The 24,768-nt window shown below is 70.3% G+C and carries 20 protein-coding genes and 1 tRNA gene; 8 read left to right on the plus strand and 13 right to left on the minus strand.

Annotated features, from left to right (window positions below; all coding sequences use genetic code 11):
- Positions 1 to 204: 204 nt before the first annotated feature.
- Positions 205 to 594: an ArsR/SmtB family transcription factor gene (locus ABFX50_RS00345; RefSeq protein ID WP_346142248.1), complete on the minus strand. Its 390-nt coding sequence runs from the start codon at positions 592 to 594 to the stop codon at positions 205 to 207.
- Between the two features lie 99 nt (positions 595 to 693).
- Between ABFX50_RS00345 and ABFX50_RS00350 the strand changes: the two genes are divergently transcribed.
- Genes ABFX50_RS00350 through ABFX50_RS00360 form a run of 3 tightly spaced genes read left to right on the plus strand, consistent with a single transcriptional unit; the run spans position 694 to position 4,085 of the window.
- A complete protein-coding gene (locus tag ABFX50_RS00350) occupies positions 694 to 2,760 on the plus strand; it encodes a heavy metal translocating P-type ATPase (RefSeq protein WP_346142250.1) in 2,067 nt (688 codons plus the stop codon).
- Positions 2,723 to 3,565 carry an ATP-binding cassette domain-containing protein gene (locus ABFX50_RS00355; protein ID WP_346142251.1) on the plus strand — a complete coding sequence of 281 codons (843 nt, stop codon included), beginning with the start codon at positions 2,723 to 2,725 and terminating at the stop codon, positions 3,563 to 3,565. The genes ABFX50_RS00350 and ABFX50_RS00355 overlap by 38 nt, the downstream gene beginning before the upstream one ends.
- On the plus strand, positions 3,528 to 4,085 hold the full coding sequence (locus tag ABFX50_RS00360; protein ID WP_346142253.1) for a hypothetical protein: 558 nt from the start codon (positions 3,528 to 3,530) through the stop codon (positions 4,083 to 4,085). Before ABFX50_RS00355 ends, ABFX50_RS00360 begins: the two co-directional genes overlap by 38 nt.
- A gap of 570 nt (positions 4,086 to 4,655) precedes the next feature.
- Here ABFX50_RS00360 and ABFX50_RS00365 read toward each other — a convergent pair.
- Positions 4,656 to 5,570, minus strand: a complete 915-nt coding sequence (locus ABFX50_RS00365; protein WP_346142255.1) for a hypothetical protein — start codon at positions 5,568 to 5,570, stop codon at positions 4,656 to 4,658.
- Positions 5,571 to 5,979: 409 nt separating this feature from the next.
- On the opposite strand from ABFX50_RS00365, the gene ABFX50_RS00370 reads away from it, so the two are divergent.
- The gene (locus ABFX50_RS00370; RefSeq protein WP_346142257.1) at positions 5,980 to 6,354 is read left to right on the plus strand and encodes a hypothetical protein; all 375 of its coding nucleotides are present in this window, start codon (positions 5,980 to 5,982) and stop codon (positions 6,352 to 6,354) included.
- Between the two features lie 60 nt (positions 6,355 to 6,414).
- Here the strand turns inward: ABFX50_RS00370 and ABFX50_RS00375 are convergent, their stop codons facing one another.
- The 4 genes from ABFX50_RS00375 to ABFX50_RS00390 all read right to left on the minus strand — a co-directional run bounded on the left by ABFX50_RS00375 (position 6,415) and on the right by ABFX50_RS00390 (position 10,857).
- Positions 6,415 to 8,214 (minus strand): protein kinase domain-containing protein, encoded by a 1,800-nt coding sequence (locus ABFX50_RS00375; RefSeq protein WP_346142259.1) that lies wholly within the window; start codon positions 8,212 to 8,214, stop codon positions 6,415 to 6,417.
- Between the two features lie 414 nt (positions 8,215 to 8,628).
- Positions 8,629 to 9,984, minus strand: coding sequence for a leucine-rich repeat domain-containing protein (locus ABFX50_RS00380; RefSeq protein ID WP_346142261.1), 1,356 nt, complete (start codon positions 9,982 to 9,984; stop codon positions 8,629 to 8,631).
- An 80-nt stretch (positions 9,985 to 10,064) separates the two neighbouring features.
- Positions 10,065 to 10,193: a hypothetical protein gene (locus tag ABFX50_RS00385; RefSeq protein ID WP_346142263.1), complete on the minus strand. Its 129-nt coding sequence runs from the start codon at positions 10,191 to 10,193 to the stop codon at positions 10,065 to 10,067.
- Positions 10,194 to 10,785: 592 nt separating this feature from the next.
- Positions 10,786 to 10,857: transfer RNA gene (locus ABFX50_RS00390), tRNA-Arg, on the minus strand.
- A 117-nt stretch (positions 10,858 to 10,974) separates the two neighbouring features.
- On the opposite strand from ABFX50_RS00390, the gene ABFX50_RS00395 reads away from it, so the two are divergent.
- The gene (locus ABFX50_RS00395; protein ID WP_312895617.1) at positions 10,975 to 11,361 is read left to right on the plus strand and encodes a response regulator transcription factor; all 387 of its coding nucleotides are present in this window, start codon (positions 10,975 to 10,977) and stop codon (positions 11,359 to 11,361) included.
- Between the two features lie 9 nt (positions 11,362 to 11,370).
- On the opposite strand, the gene ABFX50_RS00400 is transcribed toward ABFX50_RS00395, so the two are convergent.
- A complete protein-coding gene (locus ABFX50_RS00400; RefSeq protein ID WP_346142266.1) occupies positions 11,371 to 14,106 on the minus strand; it encodes a helix-turn-helix transcriptional regulator in 2,736 nt (911 codons plus the stop codon).
- A gap of 101 nt (positions 14,107 to 14,207) precedes the next feature.
- Here ABFX50_RS00400 and ABFX50_RS00405 point away from each other — a divergent pair, with 101 nt between their 5' ends.
- The 3 genes from ABFX50_RS00405 to ABFX50_RS00415 are packed head-to-tail and all read left to right on the plus strand — an operon-like array spanning position 14,208 to position 16,539.
- The gene (locus ABFX50_RS00405) at positions 14,208 to 14,813 is read left to right on the plus strand and encodes a LysE family translocator (protein ID WP_183649680.1); all 606 of its coding nucleotides are present in this window, start codon (positions 14,208 to 14,210) and stop codon (positions 14,811 to 14,813) included.
- Between the two features lie 43 nt (positions 14,814 to 14,856).
- Positions 14,857 to 15,486 carry a TetR/AcrR family transcriptional regulator gene (locus ABFX50_RS00410; protein ID WP_346142269.1) on the plus strand — a complete coding sequence of 210 codons (630 nt, stop codon included), beginning with the start codon at positions 14,857 to 14,859 and terminating at the stop codon, positions 15,484 to 15,486.
- Between the two features lie 12 nt (positions 15,487 to 15,498).
- Positions 15,499 to 16,539, plus strand: coding sequence for an alpha/beta hydrolase (locus ABFX50_RS00415; protein WP_346142271.1), 1,041 nt, complete (start codon positions 15,499 to 15,501; stop codon positions 16,537 to 16,539).
- On the opposite strand, the gene ABFX50_RS00420 is transcribed toward ABFX50_RS00415, so the two are convergent.
- The 6 genes from ABFX50_RS00420 to ABFX50_RS00445 form a co-directional block, all read right to left on the minus strand.
- Positions 16,532 to 17,719 carry a hypothetical protein gene (locus ABFX50_RS00420; RefSeq protein ID WP_346142273.1) on the minus strand — a complete coding sequence of 396 codons (1,188 nt, stop codon included), beginning with the start codon at positions 17,717 to 17,719 and terminating at the stop codon, positions 16,532 to 16,534. The two genes, ABFX50_RS00415 and ABFX50_RS00420, sit on opposite strands and share 8 nt — an antisense overlap.
- Before the next feature lie 9 nt (positions 17,720 to 17,728).
- Positions 17,729 to 18,109 carry a RidA family protein gene (locus tag ABFX50_RS00425; protein WP_183649686.1) on the minus strand — a complete coding sequence of 127 codons (381 nt, stop codon included), beginning with the start codon at positions 18,107 to 18,109 and terminating at the stop codon, positions 17,729 to 17,731.
- An 8-nt stretch (positions 18,110 to 18,117) separates the two neighbouring features.
- The gene (locus ABFX50_RS00430; protein WP_312895619.1) at positions 18,118 to 19,203 is read right to left on the minus strand and encodes an alanine racemase; all 1,086 of its coding nucleotides are present in this window, start codon (positions 19,201 to 19,203) and stop codon (positions 18,118 to 18,120) included.
- 25 nt (positions 19,204 to 19,228) lie between these two features.
- The gene (locus tag ABFX50_RS00435; protein ID WP_346142276.1) at positions 19,229 to 20,767 is read right to left on the minus strand and encodes an N-acyl-D-amino-acid deacylase family protein; all 1,539 of its coding nucleotides are present in this window, start codon (positions 20,765 to 20,767) and stop codon (positions 19,229 to 19,231) included.
- A 130-nt stretch (positions 20,768 to 20,897) separates the two neighbouring features.
- Positions 20,898 to 24,062, minus strand: coding sequence for a DUF4153 domain-containing protein (locus tag ABFX50_RS00440; RefSeq protein ID WP_346142278.1), 3,165 nt, complete (start codon positions 24,060 to 24,062; stop codon positions 20,898 to 20,900).
- On the minus strand, positions 24,059 to 24,742 hold the full coding sequence (locus tag ABFX50_RS00445; protein WP_183649694.1) for a response regulator transcription factor: 684 nt from the start codon (positions 24,740 to 24,742) through the stop codon (positions 24,059 to 24,061). The genes ABFX50_RS00440 and ABFX50_RS00445 overlap by 4 nt, the downstream gene beginning before the upstream one ends.
- Positions 24,743 to 24,768 lie beyond the last annotated feature (26 nt).

Here is a 24,768-nt window from a genome sequence, read left to right on the forward strand (position 1 = left end):
ACGCCGATTCGTGATCATCACATCCCCGGAGATGCAGTGGCCTCGAGACGAACACGCGACGCCGACGCGATGCGCGTGTCCGTGGGTCGGCGCTTGCTTGGGTGGCACGGGCACGGCGGGGGCGAAGGGGGCACGCGACGGGTTCGTGGGGCCGGTCCCGTGGCCTCTCCTGGCACACTGAAGGCGATCAGATCGCCACGGCGTTCATCCGGCGTCGGTCCTGCCGGCACGTTGATCGGGCAGGCCGGCGGGCAGGTCGCGCACGCCCAGCCGTAGATGCTCGATGTGATAGACGGCCTCATCCAGCAGTTGGGCCACGTGGTTGTCGTACAGGCTGTAGACGATGCTGCGCCCGCTCCGGCGGCCGGTGACCAGTCCGAGGGCGCGCAGCAGTCGCAGTTGGTGGGAGACGGCCGACTGCTCCATGCCTACGGCCTCGGCCAGTTCGGTGACCGGCATGGCCCCGTGTCGCAGACGGGTGAGGATCAGCAGCCGCGAAGGAGTGGCCAGGGCCTGCAAAGTGGCCGCGACGGTGGCGGCGGAGTCGGCGTCCAGATGCGCGGCCGGCCGTGCTTCGTCGCGTCCGTGTCCCATGGAAGGATCCTACCCGAACGCATACACATGAAGACGTCTTCATATGTTCTGGTAACGTCGACACGTCCTCTCGCCCTGTCTCTTCCTTCTGGATGCCTGATGTCTCCTGTTGTAGCCACTGAACGGCCCTTCGCCCGGCCGCCCGCTGACCGCGCGGGCCTCCGTCCTCGGCGTACGCGGTTGTTCGCCCTGTCCGAGGTTCGCTGGGCCTCGATGTCGCTGGCGGCCTTCGCTCTCGCGCTCGCCCTGCAGCTGAGCGGGGCATCCGCCTGGGCCTGGGGGCCGGTGTACGCGGCCTGTTACCTGGCCGGCGGCTGGGAACCGGCGCTGGAGGGCCTGAAGGCGCTGCGGGGCAAGAGCCTGGACGTGGACCTGCTGATGATCGTGGCCGCGATCGGGGCGGCCTCGATCGGGCAGGTGATGGACGGCGGCCTGCTGATCGTCATCTTCGCCACCTCCGGCGCGCTGGAGGCTTTGGCCACCGCACGCACCGCCGATTCGGTGCGCGGCCTGCTGGACCTGGCCCCGCCTACCGCCACCCGGCTGCTCCCGGGTCGCCGCGAGGAGGTGGTGGACACCACCGACCTGCGTATCGGCGACGTCGTGCTGATCCGTCCCGGCGAGCGGGTCGGCGCCGACGGGCGGGTGCTGGAGGGGGCCAGCGAGGTCGACCAGGCCACCATCACCGGCGAACCCCTGCCGGTGGCCAAGCTGGCCGGAGACGAGGTGTTCGCCGGCACCCTGAACGGCACCGGAGCGCTGCGGGTCCAGGTGGAACGCGAGGCCGCCGACACGGTGATCGCGCGCATCGTCGCCATGGTCGAGGAGGCTTCGGCCACCAAGGCGCCCACCCAGCTGTTCATCGAGAAGATCGAGCAGCGCTACTCGGTCGGCGTCGTGGTCGCCACCCTGGCCATCTTCGTCCTCCCGCTGGCCTTCGGCGCCGACCTGACCGGCTCCCTGCTGCGGGCGATGACCTTCATGATCGTCGCCTCGCCGTGCGCGGTGGTGCTGGCCACCATGCCGCCGCTGCTGTCGGCGATGGCCAACGCCGGACGCCACGGCGTGCTGGTCAAGTCCGCCGTGGTGATGGAACGCCTCGGGCAGGCCGACGCGGTCGCCCTGGACAAGACCGGCACCCTGACCGAGGGCACTCCGCGGCTGACCGACATCCACCCCTTGGTCGGCTCGGATCTGGACGAGGTCGCCCTGCTGGCCCTGGCCGCAGCCGCCGAGCATCCCAGCGAACACCCCCTGGCCAGAGCCGTCGTCGATGCCGCTCGCGAACGCGGCCTGAGCCTGGCTGCCGCGGAGGATTTCACCTCCACGCCTGGCCAGGGCGTCACCGCCACCGTGCAGGGGCGCAAGGTCGCGGTCGGAAGCCCGGCCCGGCTACTGGACACCGGGGCCGGTCCGCGCGTCGCGGCCGCCCAGGCCGCCGCCGCCGATCTGGAGGGCAAGGGCCACACCGCCGTCCTGGTCAGCGTAGACGGCCAGCCGGCCGGGGTGCTGGCCATCGCCGACCGGCTGCGCCCGGACGCCGCCGCCACCATCACCTCCCTCACCGCCCTGACCGGCAGCGCCCCCGTGCTGCTGACCGGGGACAACCCGCGCGCCGCCGCACGCCTGGCCGACCAGGTCGGCATCATCGACGTGCGCGCCGGCCTGCTCCCGCAGGACAAGGTGGCGGCCGTGCGGGAAATGGAGCAGGCCGGACGTCGGGTGCTGGTGGTCGGCGACGGCGTCAACGACGCCCCCGCGCTGGCCGCCGCCCACACCGGCATCGCCATGGGCCGGGCCGGGTCCGACCTGGCCCTGGAGACCGCCGACGCGGTCATCGTCCGTGACGAACTGGCCACCATCCCGGCCGCGATCAGCCTGTCCCGCCAGGCCCGCCGCCTGGTCGTGCAGAATTTGGCCATCGCCGCCACCTTCATCACCGTCCTGGTCATCTGGGACCTGGTCGGGCACCTGCCGCTGCCGCTGGGCGTGGCCGGGCACGAAGGCTCCACCGTCATCGTCGGCCTCAACGGGCTGCGTCTGCTGCGCGAGGCCGCCTGGCGCCGCGCCACCCAGGGCGCAGCGCGCGACCACACCGCTCGCCTCGCTCCTGGGCATCGTCTACCAGTTGCAGCTGGCCGCCGCCCATCTCGGCCGCATCGCTGACCTGATGGGCACTCCGCCAGAGCACACCGGCGGGATCCGCCCGGACGGCGGACTGCATGGCAGCATCACCGTCACCAAGATCAGCGTCGGCTATGACGCCCGTACACCGGTGCTCCGAGACCTGTCCCTGCGCATCCCGGCCGGCGCACGGGTCGCCATCGTCGGCGCATCGGGATCCGGTAAGACCACTCTCGGCCGCACCCTCATCGGCTTGACCGAGCCGACCTCCGGGCAGGTCCGCCTCGACGACATCCCCCTGCAAGCACTCGACCGGCAGTGGCTGCGTCAACAGGTGGGCGTGGTCACCCAGCAACCACACCTGTTCGCCGGCACCATCGCCGGCTTCACCTCCGTCAACCACCAGGTGGTCGAGCACGCCGCCCGTCTGGCCGAACTCCACGACGAGATCGTGCGCCTCCCACAGGGCTACGACACCCACGTCGGCGAGGGCGGCACGCGCCTGTCCGGCGGCCAGCGCCAGCGCCTGGCGCTGGCCCGCGCCCTGGTCCACCGCCCCCGCATCCTCCTGCTGGACGAGCCCACCGCGGCGCTGGACGCGGTGACCGAGGAACGCATCCGTCGCAACCTGCTCAAGCTCGGTCAGACCCAGATCATCATCGCCCACCGGCTGTCCACGATCCAGGACTACACGATGCGAGCGGCGAGACGCGCACAGGCAAGCAGTCCGGCGCTGGAACGTTCAGTGGTGGGCCGCGCTCGCCACCGTTCTTGCTGGACTCATGTCCCTGCCCGCGCTCGTTATATCTATGAATGCACTCAGGGTTGCGGAGCAGCAGAGGCTTGATTCACGCCAGGTTGCGGAGCAGCAGAGGCTTGATGCGCAGCGTCAAGAAGCCGAGGAGGACGAGACGGTCAGGCGAGCGTTTGTCCAACGGATAACCTACGACGGGTCGGACAATGTGTTCTTCGATGACGGCGACCTCATCTTTGCCAACGGCAACACGTCGTGGGCCACTACTCGCGTCCTGCTCAGGTTCACCCGTGACAAGGGGGCTGGTGCGGCCGCAAGCTGGACCTACAGCCTCATGGAATTCCGGGTACCGGCCTGTACAGAGGCGACCTTCCGGATCACTAAGGATCTTGAAGACGAGATTCAAACCGAGGGCATCACGTTTTCTGACGTGGTAGCCGAGAATTATGCATCGGTCCTAAATCCTCATGACAACCGATGGTGGTATGTCCCGGCGTTTGCTGACAGTGTCCCTGAACCTCTGGCACAAGAAGACCACGTGCTCCAGCAACAGCAGTCGGTGAGCACTTTCACCGAGCCGGACAAGAGCCGAGAGCTCTCGGGATGCGCATGACCGGCCTACGGCCCGGGGTCGAAGCGCACCAGAAAGAAAACGTACGCCACCGCCGTACACCCGGCAGAGCAGGCACACCGGGGCGGGTCGAGTCCTGCCGGACTCCGGCGGCATCCCTCGTGCATGCACGCGCCGCTCGCGCCTCCGCGTGTCGGAGCATGTCCGTGCACACATGCACGTGCACAACCGGCTGGCCGAGATTCGCCCGCCTCCAGCCACCCGCGGTGACGGGGGTGTGGTCGTGAGGCGTCGACAGAGTCTGTTCGTCCGGCCGGTCACCATGAAGGAAGGCCGCTGGTTGCGGCGGATCAGCCGGACGGCGAAGGATCCGGTCCGGCTGCGGCGGGCGATCGTGGTGCTGATATCCGTCCGCCCAGGGACAGACGTTCAGGGATGCGCAATGCGGCGTCTGCCCTCACCAGTGCGGCCTCATCAGCCAGCTTACGTATCTGCTCGGCGAGGCGAGTGGCACTCGCATAGCCGTACGCAGGTTGGGTTGGCCGCCGACAGGCCCACCTCCTCGCCCTTCTGACCCGCTCGGATCTCGATCGCTCCTGAGAGGTCCGCCGGTCAGGACCTGAAGACGTCGATAACGTCGTCCCCGTACGGGTCCCGCGCCGTCCCACCGGCACGCGGAGCCTTGATGGCGGCGGCCTTGACGTTCCAGCTGAACCGGGTGGCCACCGCCACCGACTGCATCGGATAACCCTCGCCCGGCCGCCAGACCGCCTGCACGATGACGGGCCTGCCGGACAGGTCGGTCGAGATCCCCCAGTGGAGGGTGATCCCGCTGTACTTGGGGTTCAGCCGCCCGCCAAGCATCTGCTTGAACGGCGTCGACACCTTGAACAGCTGCCCGAACGTGGTCGTGCCGCGGTAGCCCCAGGTCTTGACGGCACGGTTGTCGGCGTCGTGGATGCTCGGGCCCGGCTTGCTGCTGGACGCCGAGGCGACCAAAGCTTTGAGCGTGCCGAGGTCGAAGACGTCGATGATCTGGTCGCCGTACAGTGCCGCGCCACCGGGTGCGCTGCCGAGCCGCACCCACGACTTCCCTCCGTAGGCTGGCCCCGCGCCGTACAGCACGCCGCCGACGCCGCGTACCTTGTGGGCCGCCGAGCCGACCTTGGCCAGGTCGGCCGCCCGACGGTCACCACCCGCGGCGTCATCCCTCAGGAACTGCAGGTGGCACTTGCCGAGTGGCATCGACCGCGTCACGTCGGCGGCGACCGCCCCGCCCAGACCCAGCCGCGCCACCCCCGTCAGCCGGGGGTCACTGCTGCCGCCACGGCACGCGCCGCGCGGCATCTCGCCGAAGCGGGGATCGTACGGCCAGTCAGCCGCGGTGTGCTGCACGACCTTCACCGACTGACTCTGGGCCAGCAGCCGCTGCACCGCCGCGACCACATCGACGGCCGCCGCGGCCTGGGCAGGAGCCGGCACGGCCGCCAGCCCCACCACACCCGCCATCGTCACTATCCTGCTCATGGGAGGCGATCATGCCATAAGCCCGCATTCGCCCCGCCTACCGGCGATCATGGTGGGACGCCGCGCGACCCGGAGATATGCGCCGGTCAGGCTAGCCGATCTCACCCACAAGACGCACCGGCCGCTTGATCAATCCAGTCCCTCAATGGGAGCCGCACCCATCTGCGCTGGCTCCACGCCGAGCACGGCACCGCTGAGGCACGTGCTGCTCTACGGCCACCAAATCGCGGCCAAGATCGGTACGCGGCTGGTACGTGATCATGGGCATTCGATCATTGCTCGTTTGACCGGTACCGCTACCGCTACCAATACATCAGGGCTTCGGGGGGCTGCGGCGGGGTGGCGCGGGTGGGACCGTTGATCGATGAGATGGTGACAGCCGCGCTCCTCGCCGAGCATCGACGGCATCTTGGTGGTGCGTTCCAGAACGTTGCGTCCGCGTGGACGGGGGGAAGCGCGTCTGGCGGAGATCGATGAGGAGATCGCTACCTACATGCAGGCGCGGAGGAACAACGAGATCTCGCCGAGATCGCTGATTGCGCTGCTGGGGCCGTTGGAGGAGGAACGCGACGTGTTGATGGCTGATCGGCGTCGCCATTCTGCTCAGGTGGTGAAGCGGGAGGAGATGAGCGTGGAAGTGGTGGAGGAATGGGAGACGCTGCCGATTGAGCGTAAACGGGCATTGGTTCGGGAGTCGATTTCTGCCGTGGTGGTGCATCCGGTTGGGCGGGGTGGACGGTTCGACCCGGATTCTGTCGAGATTTCGTGGCGGCAGTTGGAGTGACGTGCGACACCACGAGGTTGGGCGGGCATGCGCAGCTTGCGAGCGCGGTCCGCACCGCGATCAGGCAGCGCCGCCTGCCGGTGAAGGTCCGTTCCTAGCCCGTACGGCACGCACGAGCAAGCTCACTGCGAGGGCGACGTGCCACAGCGCGTAGCCCAGTGCGCTGATGGCGTCCCAATGGGTAATGTCGGTCCAGCTGACACCGCGGTTCTCTATCGCGAACCAGAGCACATACGTCGCCGTTGAGACCAGCCCGGTCAAGGTGCCCAGCACCGCGGGGACCCAGCCCGCTCGCCAGGCCAGCAATGCCGTGAGCACGACCAGCAGCCCCTGGACTGCGGAGACGGCGATCACTGCCTGCTGGTTGAATCCTGCCACCATGGTGATCGACACTGTCACGCTCACGAGAGCTGTCGGCAGGATGGTGATGGTGGCGGCGAGGCTTGTTCGCCGGAGGGCGACGGCGAGGGCGACCAATGCTGCTACCAGGGTGACGTCGCTGACCACCCACACCGCCTGCATGATCTCCCGCAGCTCCTTCCTGCCCCAGATGAGGAGGATGATGGTCAGGATCAGGATGAAGAAACCGGACAAGATGGTCAGGACTAGCGCGGTGGTCGCCTGTGGCACTCCCGTCTTCGGCTTGGCTGGGCGAGCGTGCGGGTGCATAGGCGGTGCCCCCCAACCCGGCTGCTGGGCTCCAGGCATGGGCTGACCCCAGCCAGCCTGCTGCCCACCAGAACCCCAGCCTGGCTGCTGCCCCCCGGAATGGCCAGGCGGACCCCAGTGGGCCCCGACCCCATGCACGGCCACGGCCGGACGAACGGTGTGCTGGTCGGAGTCGGGCAGCAGCAGGGTCGCGGGCGGTGACCCTGACAGCAGGGTGGGCTGTTCGGCCAACGCAGCCGGAAGCTCCTCCCCGGTAATCCGCCGCAGCAGGTTAGCGGCACTAGGTCGGGAGGCGGGGTTCTTGGCCAGACAGGCAGTCAGCATCGGCCGCAGTTCATCGGGCACAGCGGACAGATCCGGCTCCCGAGTCATAATCGCATGCATAACCGCCGGAAAAGTATCCCCACGAAACGCCTGCTGCCCACTGGCCGCGTAGATCATCGTCGTGGCCCAGCTGAACATGTCCATCGCCGAAGTGGGCGAAGTCCCCTCGAACTGCTCAGGCGCCATGAACGCAGGAGTCCCCATAACGCTGTGCGTGGCACTACGATCCAACGCCCGAGCGATCCCGAAATCGATCACCACCGGCCCCTCGGGACCCAAGATCACATTGCTCGGCTTGAAGTCCCGATGCACGATCCCAGCCCGATGAATCGCCGCCAACGCGGTCAACGTCGTCACGGCAAGCCGCTCCAACCCACTCCCCGACCGCGGCCCCTCCTTCCGGACCAGCTCATCCAGCGAAGGCCCCGGAATGTGCTCACTGACGATGTACGGCCGCTCATCCGCGATCCCGACATCCAACACCCGCGCCGTACAGAACGGAGCCACCCGTCGCGCCGACTCGGCCTCCTGCAGAAACCGCTGGCGCGCGTTGTCATCAGCCAGCGCCTCAATATGTAAGGCCTTAACCGCCACCTGCTGCCCAGTAGGCCCCTGTCCGAGATAGACAGTGCCCTGGCCACCCCGGCCCAGCACACCCGTCAACCGATACTCGCCAAGTTGTCCGGGATCTCCCGGTGTGAGGGCTTGCACAAGATCCGACCCTATATGTTGACCTTCTGGCGGGCCGACTACAAGAACTGCCGACCTCAGACATGAAAAGAGCGCCCGCCCTCCCCAAAGGAGAGCGGGCGCTTCCCATATCACCAGGCAGGCTGGTTCGCCTGCCACGGCATGGCAGTGGATCACTGACCGTTGAGCTCGGGACAGCCTGGCGGCTCTACGCGCTCGATGCCGATCGGAGTTCTTAGACCAGTTTTGATGTCAGCGCTGTAGCCGCCGTTAGGGATCAACGTGGGGGTTGGCTCTGGCCGCGCTGAAGGGTACTTCTCGTTCCATGAGTCGAGGAAGTCCTGCTCTATGGCAGCGATCTGTGCGTCACTGAGAGCCTGCTGACAAAGAGATGCGGCCGCTGAGCCGGTGACCACGAATGCCCTGGCCGAGTCAATCTTCGAGTGATGCGCCCACAGACAAGAGCCCGTGGTTATCTGCCTGCACGCCCGTGTCCCGGACGCCATTGAGATTGCGCCTCACCGGGGGTGCCGATGTCGTGGTTGCACCCGTCATATCCCTCGGATCTGACCGAGGCCGAATGGGTGTCGCTCAGCCGACGAGCAGGCCCCGGGCCTCCAGGTCGGCGATGACGGTGGACGTCAGCGCGGGGCATTGATTCACCCATACCTCCTTCAGGGACGGCAGGTCGATGAGCGTCCCCAGGTCCGCCAGGGCACCACAGCAGTGGAGGCCCAGGATGCGCAGGCCGGGCAGGTTTCCGGGGTCGCCGAGGGCCCGCAGATGATCGTCGAAGGCTACGTGGAGCTCCTCGAGCCGCCACAGCCCGGCGAATGGGGTCAGATCGGTGAGCTGGTCGAGACCCTGCAGGGTGAGCTTGCGCAGGGCGGGCATGCGGGCCAGGGCGGAGAAGTCGCGCAGGTCCTGGGCGTAGGTCAGGCTGATCTCGGCGAGCGAGGGATGGTCTTCCAGCCCGTCCAGCGAGGTCAGTTTCTGCCAATTGTCGATGTTGAGCTCGGTGAGGGCGGGCAGGCGGGACAGGGGGCGCAGGTCCGGGATGCGCGCGTTCGGCAGGCCGAGTTTGGTGAGGTGGGGGTGGTGGCCGAGGCCGTCGAGGCTGGTGAGGTTCGTGCAGCCGCTGAGCCACAGCCGGCGCAGCCTGGGCATGGCGTCGATGCCGTCGAGGCTGGTCAGGCGGGCACAGTGCATGGTGAGCTCGGTGACGGAGCTTAAGTCGCGCAGCCCGGCGATGGATCGGATCTTGGTGCCGGAGAGGACCAGCTTGGTCAGGCGACGCAGCCCCGACAGGGGTAGGACGTCCTCTATCGCCCGGCAGTGGTCGAGGTTGAGGTGTTCCAGGTGGGGGAAGGCGTCGCCGACGCCTTCGACGCTGGTCACGCCGCTGCTGCGCAGGTCGAGATGGCGCAGGGTGCGCAGGGTGAGCAGCGGGGTGATGTCGGTGAGCGCCCGGCTGCTGCGGAGGATGAGTGTTTTCAGTACGGGGAGACCCGACAGCGGGGTGAGGTCGGTGACGGCCGCGCAGCCGTCCAGCTCGAGTCGGAACAGCCCGGTCAGCGCGGCGAGGTCGGACAGGTCCGTCAGGTGCTTGCAGTGGTCCAGGCGCAGTGTTCGCAGCATGGTCAGGTGCCGCACTCCGGTAATCGTCTCGCGGCGGCGCAGCTCCAGCGTGGTTCGCCCCTCGCGGGTGAACGCGGGCCCCAGCAGCAGTTCGGCGAAACCGTCCGGGTCAGGCGCCTCTGGCCAGAGCTTGAGCAACTTGTCGGTGGACGGCTCGGCGATCTCCGCGAATTCGGCGGCCAGCGTGAGGGCGTCTTCGCGACCGTCGAGGACGAGCTCGCGGACCGTTTTCCAGGCGTGCGCGGGAGAAACCGAGTCGAGCTTGGCCCGGTAGCCCGGCAAGTCCGGCCGTGCTGGGGAGAAGGTCATGCCATGGCAGCGTAGGGGGGCGTACCGACAGAAGCGATCATTCTCCCGCCGGACGTGACGGCTCCGGCCGGAGAATGAGGTCACGAGCGGGCGAGCCAGTCCTCGAAGCCCGCCTTGCCCAGGTCCTCGTCGGCGGGCACCAGGCTGCCCTCGTCGAGCTCGGCGCCGAAGTAGGGCGCGTTTGACTCGGCCAGGGCATCCGTGGTCACCGGCTCAGCGACCAAACCCTTTGTCAGCAGGCTCTGAGAGGCTCCATCGTGCAGTTCATGCCCTGTCGTTCAGCGTCGCCGGCCAGCGTCAGCGACGCTAGCGCCAGAGAAGCCAGAAGGATCGTTGAACGTCGCCTAATCACCTTCTAGCCCCCGCTGCTGATCGACCATCCGTGAAGCAGGGCAATCATGGAGGATCTCCATCGCGGATCGGTAACGCCTTCCGAGCTGAGATCTTGGCTGACCATCGGGGCCGTTCGACCTCCAGCGGCTCACTATCACGAGCGGACACCAATGATCGAAGGATTTCAGCAGGGATCACTCGCTGACAGCTGCCGAGAGCCTGCCTTATCGGCATGAGCGCGAGCGCCCGTCTCGCGGGAGTATCGGCCGAAGGAGAATATTCGGCGTTGCGTATGCAGCCGGGACTGGCTCGCCAGGATGACATGGGCGCATTGATGATCTCTGCCCGCGTCCTGCCCGCAACAAATGACATCGGGAGTCTTGAGCTGTCATCAGGCGGCAAGATCGCATACTCGCCGAGGGAAGCAAAAAGCCAGGTCAGACAAGGTCTGGCCTGGCTGGTCGAGGGTGCCCCCTGTAGGATTCGAACCTACGCACCCGGCTCCGGAGGCCGGTGCTCTATCCCCTGAGCTAAGGGGGCTCAACGAGTGACAACGTTACCAGTATCCGGCCACCACTCGTCACCACGATAAACCTCCTGGCACACATCCATCGAAAACCGCACGTGACCCCCCTTCCAAGGGTTAGCTTTGCGGCCGTGGGCGAGGATCTGGGCAGGGTACTGGTAGTAGACGACGACGAGGTCATTCGGCAGCTCATCGCGGTCAATCTCACCCTGGAGGGGTTCGAGGTGGCGACGGCGACCGACGGGCAGGACTGTCTCGACCGGGTTCTGGACGTGCGGCCCGACGTCATCACCCTCGACGTGATGATGCCGAGGCTCGACGGCTGGGAGACCGCGTCGAGGCTGCGCACCGAGGAGGGGACCACGCACATCAAGGTGGTCCTGATCACTGCGAGGGCGCAGGAGGACGACAAGCGGCGCGGGTTCGGCATCGGTGTGGACGCCTACCTCACCAAGCCGTTCGATCCCGCCGAGCTCATCCAGGTGGTGCGGGAGCTGGCCGCGACGGCCAGGGCCTGAGGACAGGCGTCAGGGAAGCAGACCCTTACGGCGGGCGATGGCGGCTGCCTGCGTGCGGGTGGAGGCGTCGAGCTTGCCCAGGATGTTGGAGACGTGCACGCTCACCGTCTTCTGCGCGATGAACAGCCGCTCGCCGATCTCGCGGTTGCCCAGACCTTCCGCCACCAGTGTCAGGACCTCGATCTCGCGAGCGGTCAGCCCGCCGCTGGACGTGGCGCCGGTGAAGCGCGCCCTGCGTCCGAACTCCGCCAGCGCCGCGATGAACGGCGTGGCGCCCAGTTGCTCCGCGCTCTCCTTGGCCAGCGTCCACTCCTCCTGCGCGCCGGTACGGTCACCGGCCGCCAACAGCGCCTCCGACAGCCGCCACCGCGACCTGGCCACCTCGTAGACGAACCCGTAGGAGAAGGCCGAGACGACCTCCCGCCACTGGCCGGGGTCGGACCGCCCGTGCGCGCGTGCCCATTCGGCCTCGGCGCGCAGGCGCCAGGCCCTGCCTTCGAGGCCCATCTCGCCGCGCTCGCCGTCGGGTCCGTGGGCCGCGGCGTAACGGGCCCTGGCGATCAGGTCGTCGGCGCCGTCGGTGACGCCGAGTTCGGCCATGGCCCACAGCCCTGTTCCTGCGATGCGCAGGGTGGCGGCGTCGTTGGGCTCGAGCATGTCGAGGACGGCCTCGACGTGTTCGAGGGCGGTGACGGGGTCGCCGTTCCACAGGGCGTGCTCGGCGGCCAGGCCGCGTGACATGTAGGTGACGAGGGCGTCGCTCCAGAACGGCTGGAGCCAGGTCAGCCGCTCGTCGACGCCGGGCCGTCCGCGGGCGACCTCGATGAACAGGGCGAAGGACGAGAGGACGGACTCGGGGATGGTGCCGACGCGGATGGGGAAGCGGGCCGCCATGGCCTCGGCGGCGTCCCATTCGCCTGCGACGTAGTGGATGAGGAAGCGCATGAAGCGCAGGTCGGTGCCGTAGGTGCTCCAGCTGAGGCCCGTCTCGGCGGCCAGGGCGACGCCGCGGTCGGCGACTTCGGCGGCTTCTTCGAGGCGGCCGAGGTCGTAGTGGACGCGAGTGAGGTTGAACTGGGCGCGCAGGTCGATCGCGAGATGGCCCGAGGGGCGGGCGGCGGCCGTGGCGAACAGCTCTTCGGCGCGCGACCAGTCGCCGCGCAGCTCGGCGGCGGAGGCGAGGGTGACCAGGGCGCTGGCCTCGGCGTCGACCGCCCCGGAGGAGCGGGCGGCCTCCAGGGCGCGCAGGCCCGTGGGCTCGACCTCGGCGTGGCGGTGGGTCCAGGCCAGGCAGCGGGCGAGGGTGGCCAGGGAGCGGGCCAGGACGGCGGGCTCGGTGGCCATGGAGACGGCCGACTCGGCGGTGGCGATCGCCTCGTCGGGCTGGTACATCTCCCACAGGTAGTTGGCCAGGCGCTCGTAGGCCTCGGCGGAGGGCGGGACGGCGCGCAGGCGGACGATGGCGCCGTGGTTGTCGCCGCTGTCGGCGGCGGTGAGGGCGCTGCGCATGGCGATGGCGACGCGGGTCTCGCCCGCGAGGCGCTCGGCGTCGTCGACCCGTTCCCACAGCTCGAGGACCTGGTCGTAGTGGCGGTGCGCCTCGGCGGGCGCGCCCAGGCGCTCGGCGATCCTGCCCGCCTCGGCAGAGGCGGTGAGGGCTCCCACGAGGTCGTGGCCTGCGAGGTGGTGGTGGGCCAGCTCGGCGGGTGAGGTGAGCCTGGCGGCGAAGGCGGCGTGGAGGCGGGTGCGCTCGCCCGGCAGCAGGTCGGTGTAGACAGCCTCCTGCAGGAGCGCGTGGCGGAAGGCGTAGCCGTAGCCGTCGACGAGGAGCAGCCCGCGGGAGACGATCTCGCGCACGGCCTCCTCGAACTCGCCCACGGGCAGGCCGGAGACCTCGCGCAGCAGGGAGTCCTCGACGCGGCGCCCCGCCACGGCCGCGGCGCGCAGCACGCGCTGGCCGGGCTCCGAGAGCACCTCGACGCGGGACATCAGCAGGCTGGCCAGGCCGTCGGGCAGGGTGTCGCCCTCGGCCACGGCGGCGAAGAGCTCTTCGGCGTAGAAGGGGTTGCCGTCGGCGCGGCTGACGATCTCGCCCAGCTCGCGGGCGTCGGTGTCGCCGAGTGAGGCGACGTAGTCGGACATCTCGTGCGGGCTGAGCGGACGCAGCTCCACCGAGGTGACCACGGGCAGGCGCTTGAGCTCGGCCAGCACGGGACGGAGGGGATGGCGGCGGTGGAGGTCGTCGGTGCGGTAGGTGCCCACGACGCAGACCTGCTCGGACTGCAGCATGCGGCTGAGGAAGACGAGCAGGTCGCGGGTGGAGCGGTCGGCCCAGTGGAGATCCTCGATCACGAAGACCACGGGCTGGATGTCGGCCAGCAGGCCGAGCAGCGACCCGAACAGGCGCTGCTGGGTCAGCCCCGAGGACGGCGCCGCGGCGCTGCCGTCGCCGAGCAGGCTGCCGAGGATCGGCCGCGCCGCGACGGCGGCGGCGAGCTCGGGGTCGCGCAGCGCGTCGGCCAGCGGAAGGTACGGCAGGGCGTCGCCGAGCTCGGCGCACTGCCCGACCATCACCTGGAAGCCCCGCTTCCTCGCCTCCGCGAGCAGCTCGGTGGCCAGGCGGGTCTTGCCGATGCCCGCGTCGCCGCCGACGAGCGCCACGCCCGCCCTTCCCTCGGTGGCGCTTTCGAGCACGCGAACGAGGCCGCCCAGCTCAGCGGATCTCCCGATCAGTAGCCCGTTCACGTCGGCCACTATGCCATGACCGGGCGACATTCCGATTGGACCGGGAAAGTCACCGCGCATTGGACTCCATACCAGGACCAAACCCTGCCTACCGTTGCCCTATGCTCCTCTTCCTCGCCGCCACGCTCACGCTGGTCCTCATCCCGGGGCCCAACCACCTCTACATCGCCGCCCGCGGGCTGGCCCAGGGCCGGGCAGCGGGGCTGGCCAGCGCGTTCGGGGTGGAGGCGGGGACCCTCGTGCACATCGTCGCCGCGGCGGGCGGGCTGTCGTTCCTGATCGCCCAGTCGGCCACGCTGTTCGGGGTGGTGAAGTGGGCAGGGGTGGCGTACCTGGTGTATCTCGGGGTGCGCACGCTGACCAGCAAGGACGAGCTCACCACCCGTACGGCCGAGCCGCAGCCGCTGAGGAAGGTCTTCCTCGAAGGCGTGCTGGTGAACGTGCTGAACCCGAAGGTCATCCTGTTCTTCCTCGCGCTGCTGCCGCAGTTCGTCGATCCGAAGGCGGGCTCGCCCACGACGCAGATCGTGCTGTTCGGCGCGACACTGCTGGTGCTGGGGCTGCTGTCGGACATCGTGTACGCGTTGACGGCGGGAGCGCTGAGCGGACGGCTGGCCAAGCGCGCCAAGCAGCTGCGCTACTTCAGCGGGATCGTCTACATCGGGCTCGGCATCGCCACCGCCTTCACCGGGCGCCGAGCCGTCTGACCGTACGGGTGCCACGCAACGGTGCGTTGCTAGCATCGCCCGCATGGCACCTCGCAAGCAGCAGGAGATCTTCGACGCCACCCTCGCCCTGCTGGCCCGGCGGGGTTACGAGAGCCTGACCATCGAGGGCGTCGCCGAGCTCTCCGGCGTCAACAAGACCACCATCTACCGCTGGTGGCCGTCCAAGCCCGCGCTGCTGGCGGCCGCCCTGATGGAGGCTGACGCGCTGGCCTTCGACCCGCCCGACACCGGCACGCTGCGCGGCGACCTCGAGGCGCTGGTGGAGGGGGTGATCGCGCTGCTGACCAGCCCGCCGTCCAGTGACATCGCGGTGGCCGCGCTGGGCGCCGCGGTCCACCATCCCGAGCTGAACATCGGCGCCTTCTTCGCCGACAGGTTCGCGCGCGAGCAGGAGATCTTCGAGCGGGCGCGGGTGAGGGGCGAGCCGGCCGCGACGGCCGACCCCCTGATGGTCCTCGACCTGCTGGCGGGGGCGGTGTGGGTGCGGGCGATCTTCAGAGGGCTGCCGGTGGAGGCCGGTTTCGCCAGGCGGGCCGTCTCCGCCGTCCTCGACGGGGTGGCCGGCGAAGAAGGGGCCGACAGCGGAGAAGGGGCCGGCGGCGAAGTGAGGGTGGGCAGCGATGAGGGGGTGGGCAGCGGAGGAGAGGGGTGACACCCTGGCGCGGTGACCCGTAGCCTGCTCGCCGCCCTGCTCCTGGCCGCACTCACCGCCACCTCCTGCGCGACCACCCAGCCGCAGTCGGAGCGGCCGACGGCGACCACCCAGCCGCAGACGACGGCGAGCGCCCGGCCTCGCTCGGAGCGGCCGACCTCGACCGCCCCGTCCCAGGAGCAACGGGCGGACGCGACCGCCGCCGCGCCGAGCTCCGGGGCTCCGAGCACGCGGCCAGGAGGGCTCGCCGTCCTCGACGAGGAGCGGGCAGGGCGGCTGGTCAGGCTGACCGTCGACTCCCCCGCGCTCAAGGCCACCGCCAAGGTCGAGCTCCTGCTGCCCACCGCCTGGCGGCCCGGCACCCGGTGGCCCGTCCTCTACCTCCTGGACGGCTGCTGCAGGCGCGGGGGCCCCGCCTGGGTGAGCGACGGCCGGGCCGACGAGGTCACCAGGGACGCCCAGGCCATCGTCGTCATGCCGGAGGCGGGATACGCGGGCTTCTACAGCGACTGGCTGGACGGCCCGCAGTGGGAGACCTTCCACCTGACCGAGCTGCGCCATCTCGTCGAGCGGCGCTACGGCGGCACCGGCAGGCGGGCCATCGCGGGCCTGTCGATGGGCGGGTTCGGCGCGCTCTCCTACGCCGCTCGCCACCCCGGCATGTTCAGGGCCGCCGCCTCCTTCTCCGGCCTGGTCAACGTGAGCAGGGAGGACGTCGAGTACCTCACGGACCAGTCGGGCGACGACCCCGGGAAACTCTGGGGCGACCGCATCGCCGAGCACAACCCCACCGCGCTGGTGCGACAGCTCAGGGACATCCCCGTCCACGTCTCGTGCGGCAACGGCGAGCCCGGTCCTCTCGATGCCAGGAACACTCCCAGGGACGGCGGCGAGGCGTTCATCGAGGCCGAGAACCGCGCGTTCGTCAGGGCCGCCGAGGCGGCGGGGGTGAAGGTCACCGCGAACCTCTACGGCCCTGGCACGCACCGCTGGCCGTACTGGACGAGGGAGCTGGAGCGTGCGCTGCCGATGCTGCTCGGGAGCCTCAGCTGAGCGCGGAGGGGATGCGGTCCAGCGTCAGGTACGGCACCAGGCCGTAGGCGTAGAAGTCGACGGCGGCGGCGCCGGCGGCCTTGGCGCCGCGCACCTTCGCGATGAGCCTGTCGGCGGTGTCGCTGTCGGGGTGGCCTGGCCGCACGACGGCCCGCACCTCGCGGTCCTTGCCGACCGAGCGCAGGTAGGCGGCCACGTCGTCGGCGACCCTCGCCGCGTCGCGGGCGTAGGCGAGGACGCCGAAGGACGGCACGAGGTCGCCCAGCGCGACCAGGTCGACGCCGAGCTGCCAGGCGTCGTGCGCGGCCAGCCCTGGAGAGGGCAGGCCGTGCTTGTAGCCCTTGACCGCGCCGGTGGCGTCGATGAAGGTGAGCTGCGAGCCCTCGGCCGCGACCGCGGCCGACACCTCCGAGACCAGCGAGGTGACGGTCTCGGAGCGGGCGCGGGCGTAGTTGACGACGTCGGGGCCGGCGTAGGCGGTCAGCGCCGCCCTGGTGACCTCGCCCTGGGCGGGCTGCTCGCCGTCGAGCACGGCCCCGACGATGCGCGAGCACTCGTCGCGGGCCACCTCGGCGTTGACGCCCAGGTCGTCGGCCCTGCGCATGCAGTAGTCGCAGAAGCACAGCGCCATGAGGTAGGCGTCCATGGGGCCGAGCGGGACGAACGAGCGCTCGGCCTTGAGCGGCCGGTAGTGCAGCGACTCGGCCACGACGCTGTCGACGCCCAGCCTGGCCACCGCCCTGGCCAGCGCGACGGCGTAGAGCCGTACGTCGGGGTGGGCGGGGCACAGGTCGGTGGGGTAGCCCCTGTCGCCGAAGCAGTTGCGCACGGTCACGTCGGGATGGGCGACGCCGATCGCCTCGTTGCGCAGGAACACCGTCCAGCCGTGGAACTTCATGCCGCGCGAGGAGCAGGCCTCGCGCATGCCGTCGAGCACGTCGAGGTAGCCGGGGGCGGGTCGCAGGCGCAGCTCGCCGAACAGGTCCTCGGGCAGGGGGAAGTGCGCTCCGTCGTGCCTCAGCGTGAGCCTGGACAGCCCGTGGGGGGTGACGTCGCGGGTGCGGTGGTGCACGACGCCGACGGTCACGCCGCCCACGCCGTAGCCGCGAAGCCTGTCGAGTACCTTTTCCCTGCCCTCGCTGCGGAGATCCTCGGCGAAGACGTACACGGAGCTGTCCACAACGGAACCCTAGACGCTCTTGTGAGCCACGAAGTCGATCTCCACGAGGATGTTCATCAGCTCGGAGCCGACCGTGGTCCTGACGGGGTACGGCTGGCTGAAGTACGACTTGTAGACCTCGTTGTAGGCCGGGAAGTCGCGCTTGAGGTGCTGCAGGTGGACGGTCGACTTGACCACGTCGTCGAAGCCGAGCCCGTGGGCGGCCAGGATCGCGCCGAGGTTGCGCATGACCTGGTGGGTCTGGGTCTCGATGTCGTCACCGACGATCTCGCCGGTCTCGGGGTCGAGCGGCCCCATGCCCGAGGTGTAGACGAAGTCGCCGACCACGAGGCCCTGCGAGTAGGCGCCGACGGGAGCGGCGCCCTCGGTGGTCCTGAGTTCCTTCTTCACCGGATCTCCTAGAAGTGGGTGTTGATCGTTCCGACAACGGTGTAGTCAGCGTCGACCAGCGGCAGCACGCGCCACTTGTCGAAGGCGGTGCACGGGTGCGAGATGCCGAAGGCGACCAGCTCGCCCACCTCGAGCGAGCCGCGCACGATCGTGTGCTGGTCCTGCATCCTCACCACCGTCAGGCCCTCGCGCCTGGGGATCGGCAGTCCCTCGTCGAAGGGGGCGTCGCGCTTGCCCATGCCGACGATCGCCAGTCCGGGCTCGGGCGTCGACAGCACGTGCGCCCAGATCTCGAAGGCGGGCTCGAGCGAGCCCTGGATGCGGTTGAAGGGGGTGCGCTCGCGGTAGTAGCCGTCGTCGTGGGAGACGTAGGCGCCGCTGCGCAGGATGACCTGGGCCTGGGTGGTGACCAGCTCGCGGCCGATCACGTCGAACCACTGGCTGCCGCCGACGCTCAGGATGGGGGCGCGCAGGTGCTCGGCGGCGTTCTGCAGGATCGCCAGGTACTTCCTGACGTCCTGGGCCGTCTTCAGCGAGCCCTCGTAGCCCGCCACACCGGCAGGCTCGACGCCCTCGACCTGCCGCACATGGTCGGCCAGGTCGAGCAGGTCCTGAAAGGTCCTGCACCCGGCCCTGCCACCTTCGTGACCCATCTCTACCAGCACCCTGAAGGGCCGCGCGCCCGCGTGCTTCGCGAGCAGGTCCACGCCCGCGCGCGAGTCGACGAAGCTGAGGAACTCGAAGGAGGGGTCGGCCGCCAGCTCCGCCGCGGCCCAGTCGAGCCCGGCGGGGTCGACGACCTGGTTGGCGACGATGATCCTGGAGACCCCGAAGCCGCGCACGATCATCGCCTGGCTCGGCGTGGCGACCGTCATCCCCCACGCGCCCGCGTCGAGTTGCATTCCGGCGATCTCGGGGGACATGTGGGTCTTGGCGTGGGGCGCGAAGAGCATGCCGTGGTCGCGGGTGAAGGCGGCCATCGTGGCGATGTTGTGCTCGAGCGCGTCGCGCTTCACGACCATCAGCGGGAAGCTGAACGGCCCGCCGAACACGTGCTGTCCGAGAACTTTCGCTCCTGACCGAATCCCCTTCACCGCACCGACCCTACCGGGCGCGCGCTCAGGAGGTGGGGCGCAGGGCTCGCCCCGGGGTACGGCCGGTCAGCGCGCCGTCCGACAGCACGCGCACCCCCGACACCAGCACCTCGGAGATCCCTGTCGCGGGGGTGCGCGGCGCGGCGTAGGTGGCCAGGTCGGCCACCGTCGCGGGATCGATCACGATCACGTCCGCGGCGAGCCCCTGGCGCAGCAGACCGCGGTCGCCCAGCCCGAAGCGCCTGGCCGGGTGCGAGGCGAGATGCACGACGGCCTCCTGCCAGGTCCAGTCCCCCAGCTCGCGCACGTGGGTGCCGAGGAACCTGGCGAAGGCGCCCCAGCCGCGGGGATGCGGATGCCCGCCCACGTAGATGCCGTCGGAGCCGCCGGTGTGCGCGGGGTGGCGCAGCACGCGCCGCACCGACTCCTCGCCCTCGGGCCCCTCGTCAGGACGGCCGACCACACAGCCGGCCTCCAGCCTGGTGTCCACCAGCAGCCTGCGGCAGAACTCCGACGGCGAGACGCCCTTGCGCACCGCGGCCTCCACGATGGTCAGCCCCTCGGCCCACTCCTCGCCGGGCGCGTGCGAGACGGTCAGGCGGGGCCACAGGCCGTCCAGCGTGGGCCACCAGTCGGCCAGGGAGGAGGACTCGAGGACGTCGAGCGCCCTGTCGACCTCGGCGGCGGGCACCTGCGGCGGCAGCACGATCATCGCCAGGATGGTGCTGCCGCGCAGGTAGGGATAGGTGTCGAAGCTCAGGTCGACGTCGTGGGCGAGCGCCGACTCCACCAGCGGGAGCAGGACGTCCGCGGGCCCGTGCAGGTGGGAGACGTGCATGGCGGCCCCCGACGACCTGGCGATCTCCACCACCTCGGCCATCCCGACCCCCGCGCCGGTGCCGTAGGCGCGCATGTGCGTGACGTACGGCAACGCGCCCAGCGGCCGGCACAGCGCCGCGAGCTCGGCGGAGGAGGCGTTGCGCCCCGGCAGGTACTCCAGGCCGCTCGACAGCCCGACCGCGCCGTCGGCCAGCCCCTTCTCCACGTGGACGAGCATCTGGGCCAGCTCGCTCGCCGAGGCGGCATCGGGCGAGGCGCCCATCACGTCGTAGCGGATGGTGCCGTGCGGGAGCAGGTAGGCGGTGTTGAGCGCGGTCGCCCTGTCGTATCCGGCCAGCAGCTCGGCGACGCTCGCCGCGCCGTCGAGAAAGGGGTGCACGCCGTTGACCGCGGCGAAGTAGCGGGTGGCGTAGTTCACGGTGGCCGCCGAGCCCGGCGCGTAGGACAGGCCGTCCTGACCGAGGACGAACGTGGTCACCCCCTGGCGCAGCGCCGCCAGCTGCACCTCGGGGTCGAAGACCAGGGCGTCGCCGTGGGCGTGGCAGTCGATGAATCCCGGCGCGACGAAGCGCCCCGACGCGTCGATCACCTGCGCCGCGTCGGCCTCCTCGAGCCGCCCGACCGCGGTGATCCGCTCCCCGGTGATTCCGATGTCCGCCCTGAACGCCGGAGCCCCGGTGCCGTCGAGCACCCGCCCGCCACTGATGACCACGTCGAACGTCACACGAAGATTCAACCACTGGTGCGCTCCGCCGACGCCGACGCCGACGCCGGCGCGGCCCGCGGCTTGGCCCCGACCCGACGCCCCGTGATCACCGTCACCGGCGACCACGGGGCGCCGTAGGCGCTCACTGCTACCTGGAGCGCCCCTCGCAGGCCGGCTGCGGCACGACGGGGTGCAGGGCGAGCAGGTCGCGGGCCTGCGCCCTGGCCAGGTTCCAGCCGTTCCACGAGTCGGCCTCGGCCAGGCCGTTGTTCTTGACCACGTCGGCCAGGACGCAGCTGCGCAACGGCTCCGGCAGTCTGTCCAGCTCGGGGACGGCCTCCGCGCCGAGGTCGCCGACGTAGTCCTGGTCGATGCGCTCCACGCCCCTGATGTCGACCTGCGTTCTGGCGACCTGGAGGTCGGGGTTCCACACGGCGAACGACAGCAGGCCCGCGCCGGTCAGCAGGACGACCGTTCTCGGCAGCCAGGCCGAGCCGAACCCCGCCAGCCGTACGGCGCCCGCCACCAGGACCGTGGCGAACACCGCGCCGAGCCACCAGATGGTCGCGGCGACCGAGGCGCGCAGGCGCGACAGGCCGTAGGCGTCGGTGTAGAGGTCGAGGCGGTGCATCGCCGAGACCAGGATGACCAGGGTGAAGGCGCACAGCACACCCAGCAGGATCGCCAGCGCCCATCGGTCCCCCCGCTCGGCCTTCACCACGCTGGTGGCCACGGCGACGATGCCGAGCACGAACACGCTGACCACCATGAGCTGGAAGAAGCCCTGCCTGGCGTAGTCGGCGTAGGTGAGGCCCGTGGTGCGCATGACCCAGGCGCTGCTGCCGAACAGCGCGGTGACCTGGACGGCGACGAAGGCGGCGAACAGCAGGTTCAGCCCGGTCAGCGGCACCACCCACAGGCTGCGGTTCAGGCGGGTCCTGAACGACGGGCTGACGGGGTCGGAGACGGGACGCATCGCCACCAGCACCGCCGCGGCCGCCAGCGCGGCGAAGAGCACGAAGACGAAGATCCGCAGCGGCAGCGCCTCCGCCCAGTCGGGGGCGGTGAACAGGCGGTCGACGAAGGAGGCGAAGACCTTGTCCGCCGAGGCGAACAGGATGCCGAAGACCACCAGCAGCACGGCGGTGATGCCGAGCCCCGCCAGCAGCGGCATGATGCGCCGCCGTCCCACGAACGTTTTCATCGGGCCCGCGAGGAACCACGGAACGGGAAACAGCGCGAGCACGATCGAGATGCCGCCCCTGATCAGGGCCAGCCAGCCGCGGCCGGCCCCCGAGACGGCCAGCGCGCCCAGGCCGAAGGCCCCGCCGAGCAGCGGGACGACCAGCCAGTCCGCGTCCCTGACCGCGACCATCGCCACCAGGCCGTAGGCGATCAGGGCGTAGGCGGCGGTCCACGGAGTCACCCTGCGCAGGGCCGCGGGCAGCGTGGCCGCGCCCAGCACCAGGGCGACCAGCGCCAGGCCGAGGCCGGGCATGGCGTCCGGCAGCGCCACAGCCGCGAAGACGCCCACCCCGAGCACGGCGGGCAGCAGCCAGCGCGGGCTGTCGGGCACCTCGGGGCGGGGGAACAGCGGCGGCGGCACGTACGGCGGCGCCGGCGACCGCGGCCCCTGCGGCGGCTGGTGATGCGGGCCGGCGGGACCGGCCGTCTCGCGGGTCCTGGCGGCATCAGCGGCACCCGCCACGAGAACGGGAGTCGGCGGATAGGGCACCCGCTGGTGGGACGGGGGTTGATGGGACGCCGGCTGGTGGGGCGCCGGCGGATGGGGCGCCCGCTGGTGGGACGCGGGTTGATAGGGCGCGGCCTGGTGGGGCGCCGGCGGATAGGGCGCCTGCGGGTAAGGCTGGTAAGGGGCTCCCTGCGGCCGGCCCGCGCCGATGGCCGAGCCGACGGCGGCCCCGCCCGCGCTGGACATCAGCATGATGATGACGCCGGCCACGGCGCCGAAGAGCAGCCCGATGAAGAAGGCCAGGAAGAGCCCGATGAGGAAGCCGACCGCGAGCCCGACCATGGTCCACAGCATCACCGCGCCCCTCGCCACGCCCGCGGGCTGCGGCGGCGGCGCCAGGTGGCCGGGCAGCCGCTGAGGCGCGTGAACGTCCTCGCGCGCGAGTTGCTCGGGCGGGGCGGCCGCTTCCCGCACCTCCCGCTCCCCCGGTTCGGCGACCGCCTCCTCGGCGGCCTCCCCCACCGCGAGGGCCTCCGCGACCTCCACGACCCCGACGGCCTCGGTGATCTCGGTGATCTCGGCGGCCCGAGGGGGACCCGTCACCCCTAGCCGCGCCATGTCCGGTTCCATCATGATCCTCTCTGGAAGGTCGACGATCATGCGGCACCCCGCGCCGTCGTCGATGCGAATGGATCCACCGTGCAGCTCGACGATCTCCTTCACGATCGCCAGGCCGAGCCCCGATCCGCCGGCGTCCGCCGCACGCGCCGAGTCCAGCCTGGAGAAGCGTTCGAAGACCCGCGCCCGCGCGGCCTGGGGGATTCCCGGGCCCCTGTCGGCCACCACGAGGCGCACCCCCTGACCGTGGGCGGAGGCCGACAGCGTCACCACGCCGGCGCTCGGGCTGTGCCGTACGGCGTTGTCGAGCAGGTTGGCCAGCACCTGCGCGAGCAGGTCAGGGTCGGCGCTCGCGACCAGCCCCTTCGCGCAGGTGTAGGTGATCGTCACGTCGTCCCTGGCCAGGGCGGACTCACGGGCGGCCTGCTGGAGCAGCGGCTCCAGCGTGACCGGCTCGGCCTCCAGATGACGCACCCCCGAGTCGAGGCGTGACAGGTCGAGGAGCTGGGCGACGAGGCGGCCGAGGCGCTCGGTCTGGGCCAGCGCCGTCCCCAACGTGACAGGGTCGGCGGCCGAGACGCCGTCGACCACGTTCTCCAGCACCGCGCGCAGCCCCGTGATCGGGGTGCGCAGCTCGTGGGAGACGTTGGCGACCAGCTCGCGACGCTGCCTGTCGACCTCGCCGAGGTCGGCGGCCATCGCGTTGAACGCCCTGGCCAGCTCCCCCACCTCGTCCCGCGACGAGGCGCGCACGCGCAGCGTGTAGTGGCCCTTGGCGATGGTCTGGGCGGCCGAGGCGAGCTGGCGCAGCGGCTTGGTCATGCCGTGCGCCAGCACCTGCACCATGATCAGCGCGAGGATGCTCGCCACGGCGATCCTGACCTCGCGCGAGGCGCCCGCGTTGAGCCCGACCTCGTTGACCACGAAGGCCGTGCCCACCGCCAGGACGATGACGATGCCCAGCTTGACCTTGATGCGCCCCAGGAAGTCGAGCGGCCTCATCGGCGCACCAGCGCGTAGCCCACCCCGTGCACCGTGCGCACCACGTCGGGTCCGAGCTTGCGGCGCAGCGCCCGCACGTGGCTGTCCACGGTCCTGGTGGCCGCCGCCTCGGAGAAGCCCCAGACGTCGGACAGCAGCCTGTCGCGCTCGAAGACCTGTCCTGGCCGCTCGGCCAGGCGGCGAAGGAGGTCGAACTCGGTGCGGGTCAGCTGCGCCTCCGTGCCGCGCACGAACACCCTGCGGGCGGCGGTGTCGATCTCGACCTCGCCGACCCTGATCACGGTGTCCTCGACGGCCAGCTGGGCCGCCCGCTCCACCCGCCGCAGCAGGGCGTGGATCCTCGCGACCAGCTCCCGCATGCTGAACGGCTTGGCGAGATAGTCGTCGGCGCCCACGCCGAGCCCGACCAGCACGTCGGTCTCCTCGCCGAGCGCGGTCAGCATCAGCACGGGCACCGGCCTGGCCGCCTGCATCCTGCGGCACACCTCCAGGCCGTCGAGGCCGGGCAGCAGCCGGTCGAGAATCACCAGGTCGGGCTCCGCCCTGCCGTAGGCGACGAGCGCCGCCTCGCCGTCGCTCGCGACGCGCACGTCGAAGCCCTCCGCTGCCAGCCTGTTGCGCACGGCCAGCGCGATCGTCTCGTCATCCTCGACCACGAGGATCCGTCGCTGATCTGCCACGGACCGAAGCCTAGAAGGGGCGTGTG

Source organism: Nonomuraea recticatena, from assembly GCF_039533245.1.
Taxonomy (GTDB): Bacteria; Actinomycetota; Actinomycetes; order Streptosporangiales; family Streptosporangiaceae; genus Nonomuraea; species Nonomuraea roseola.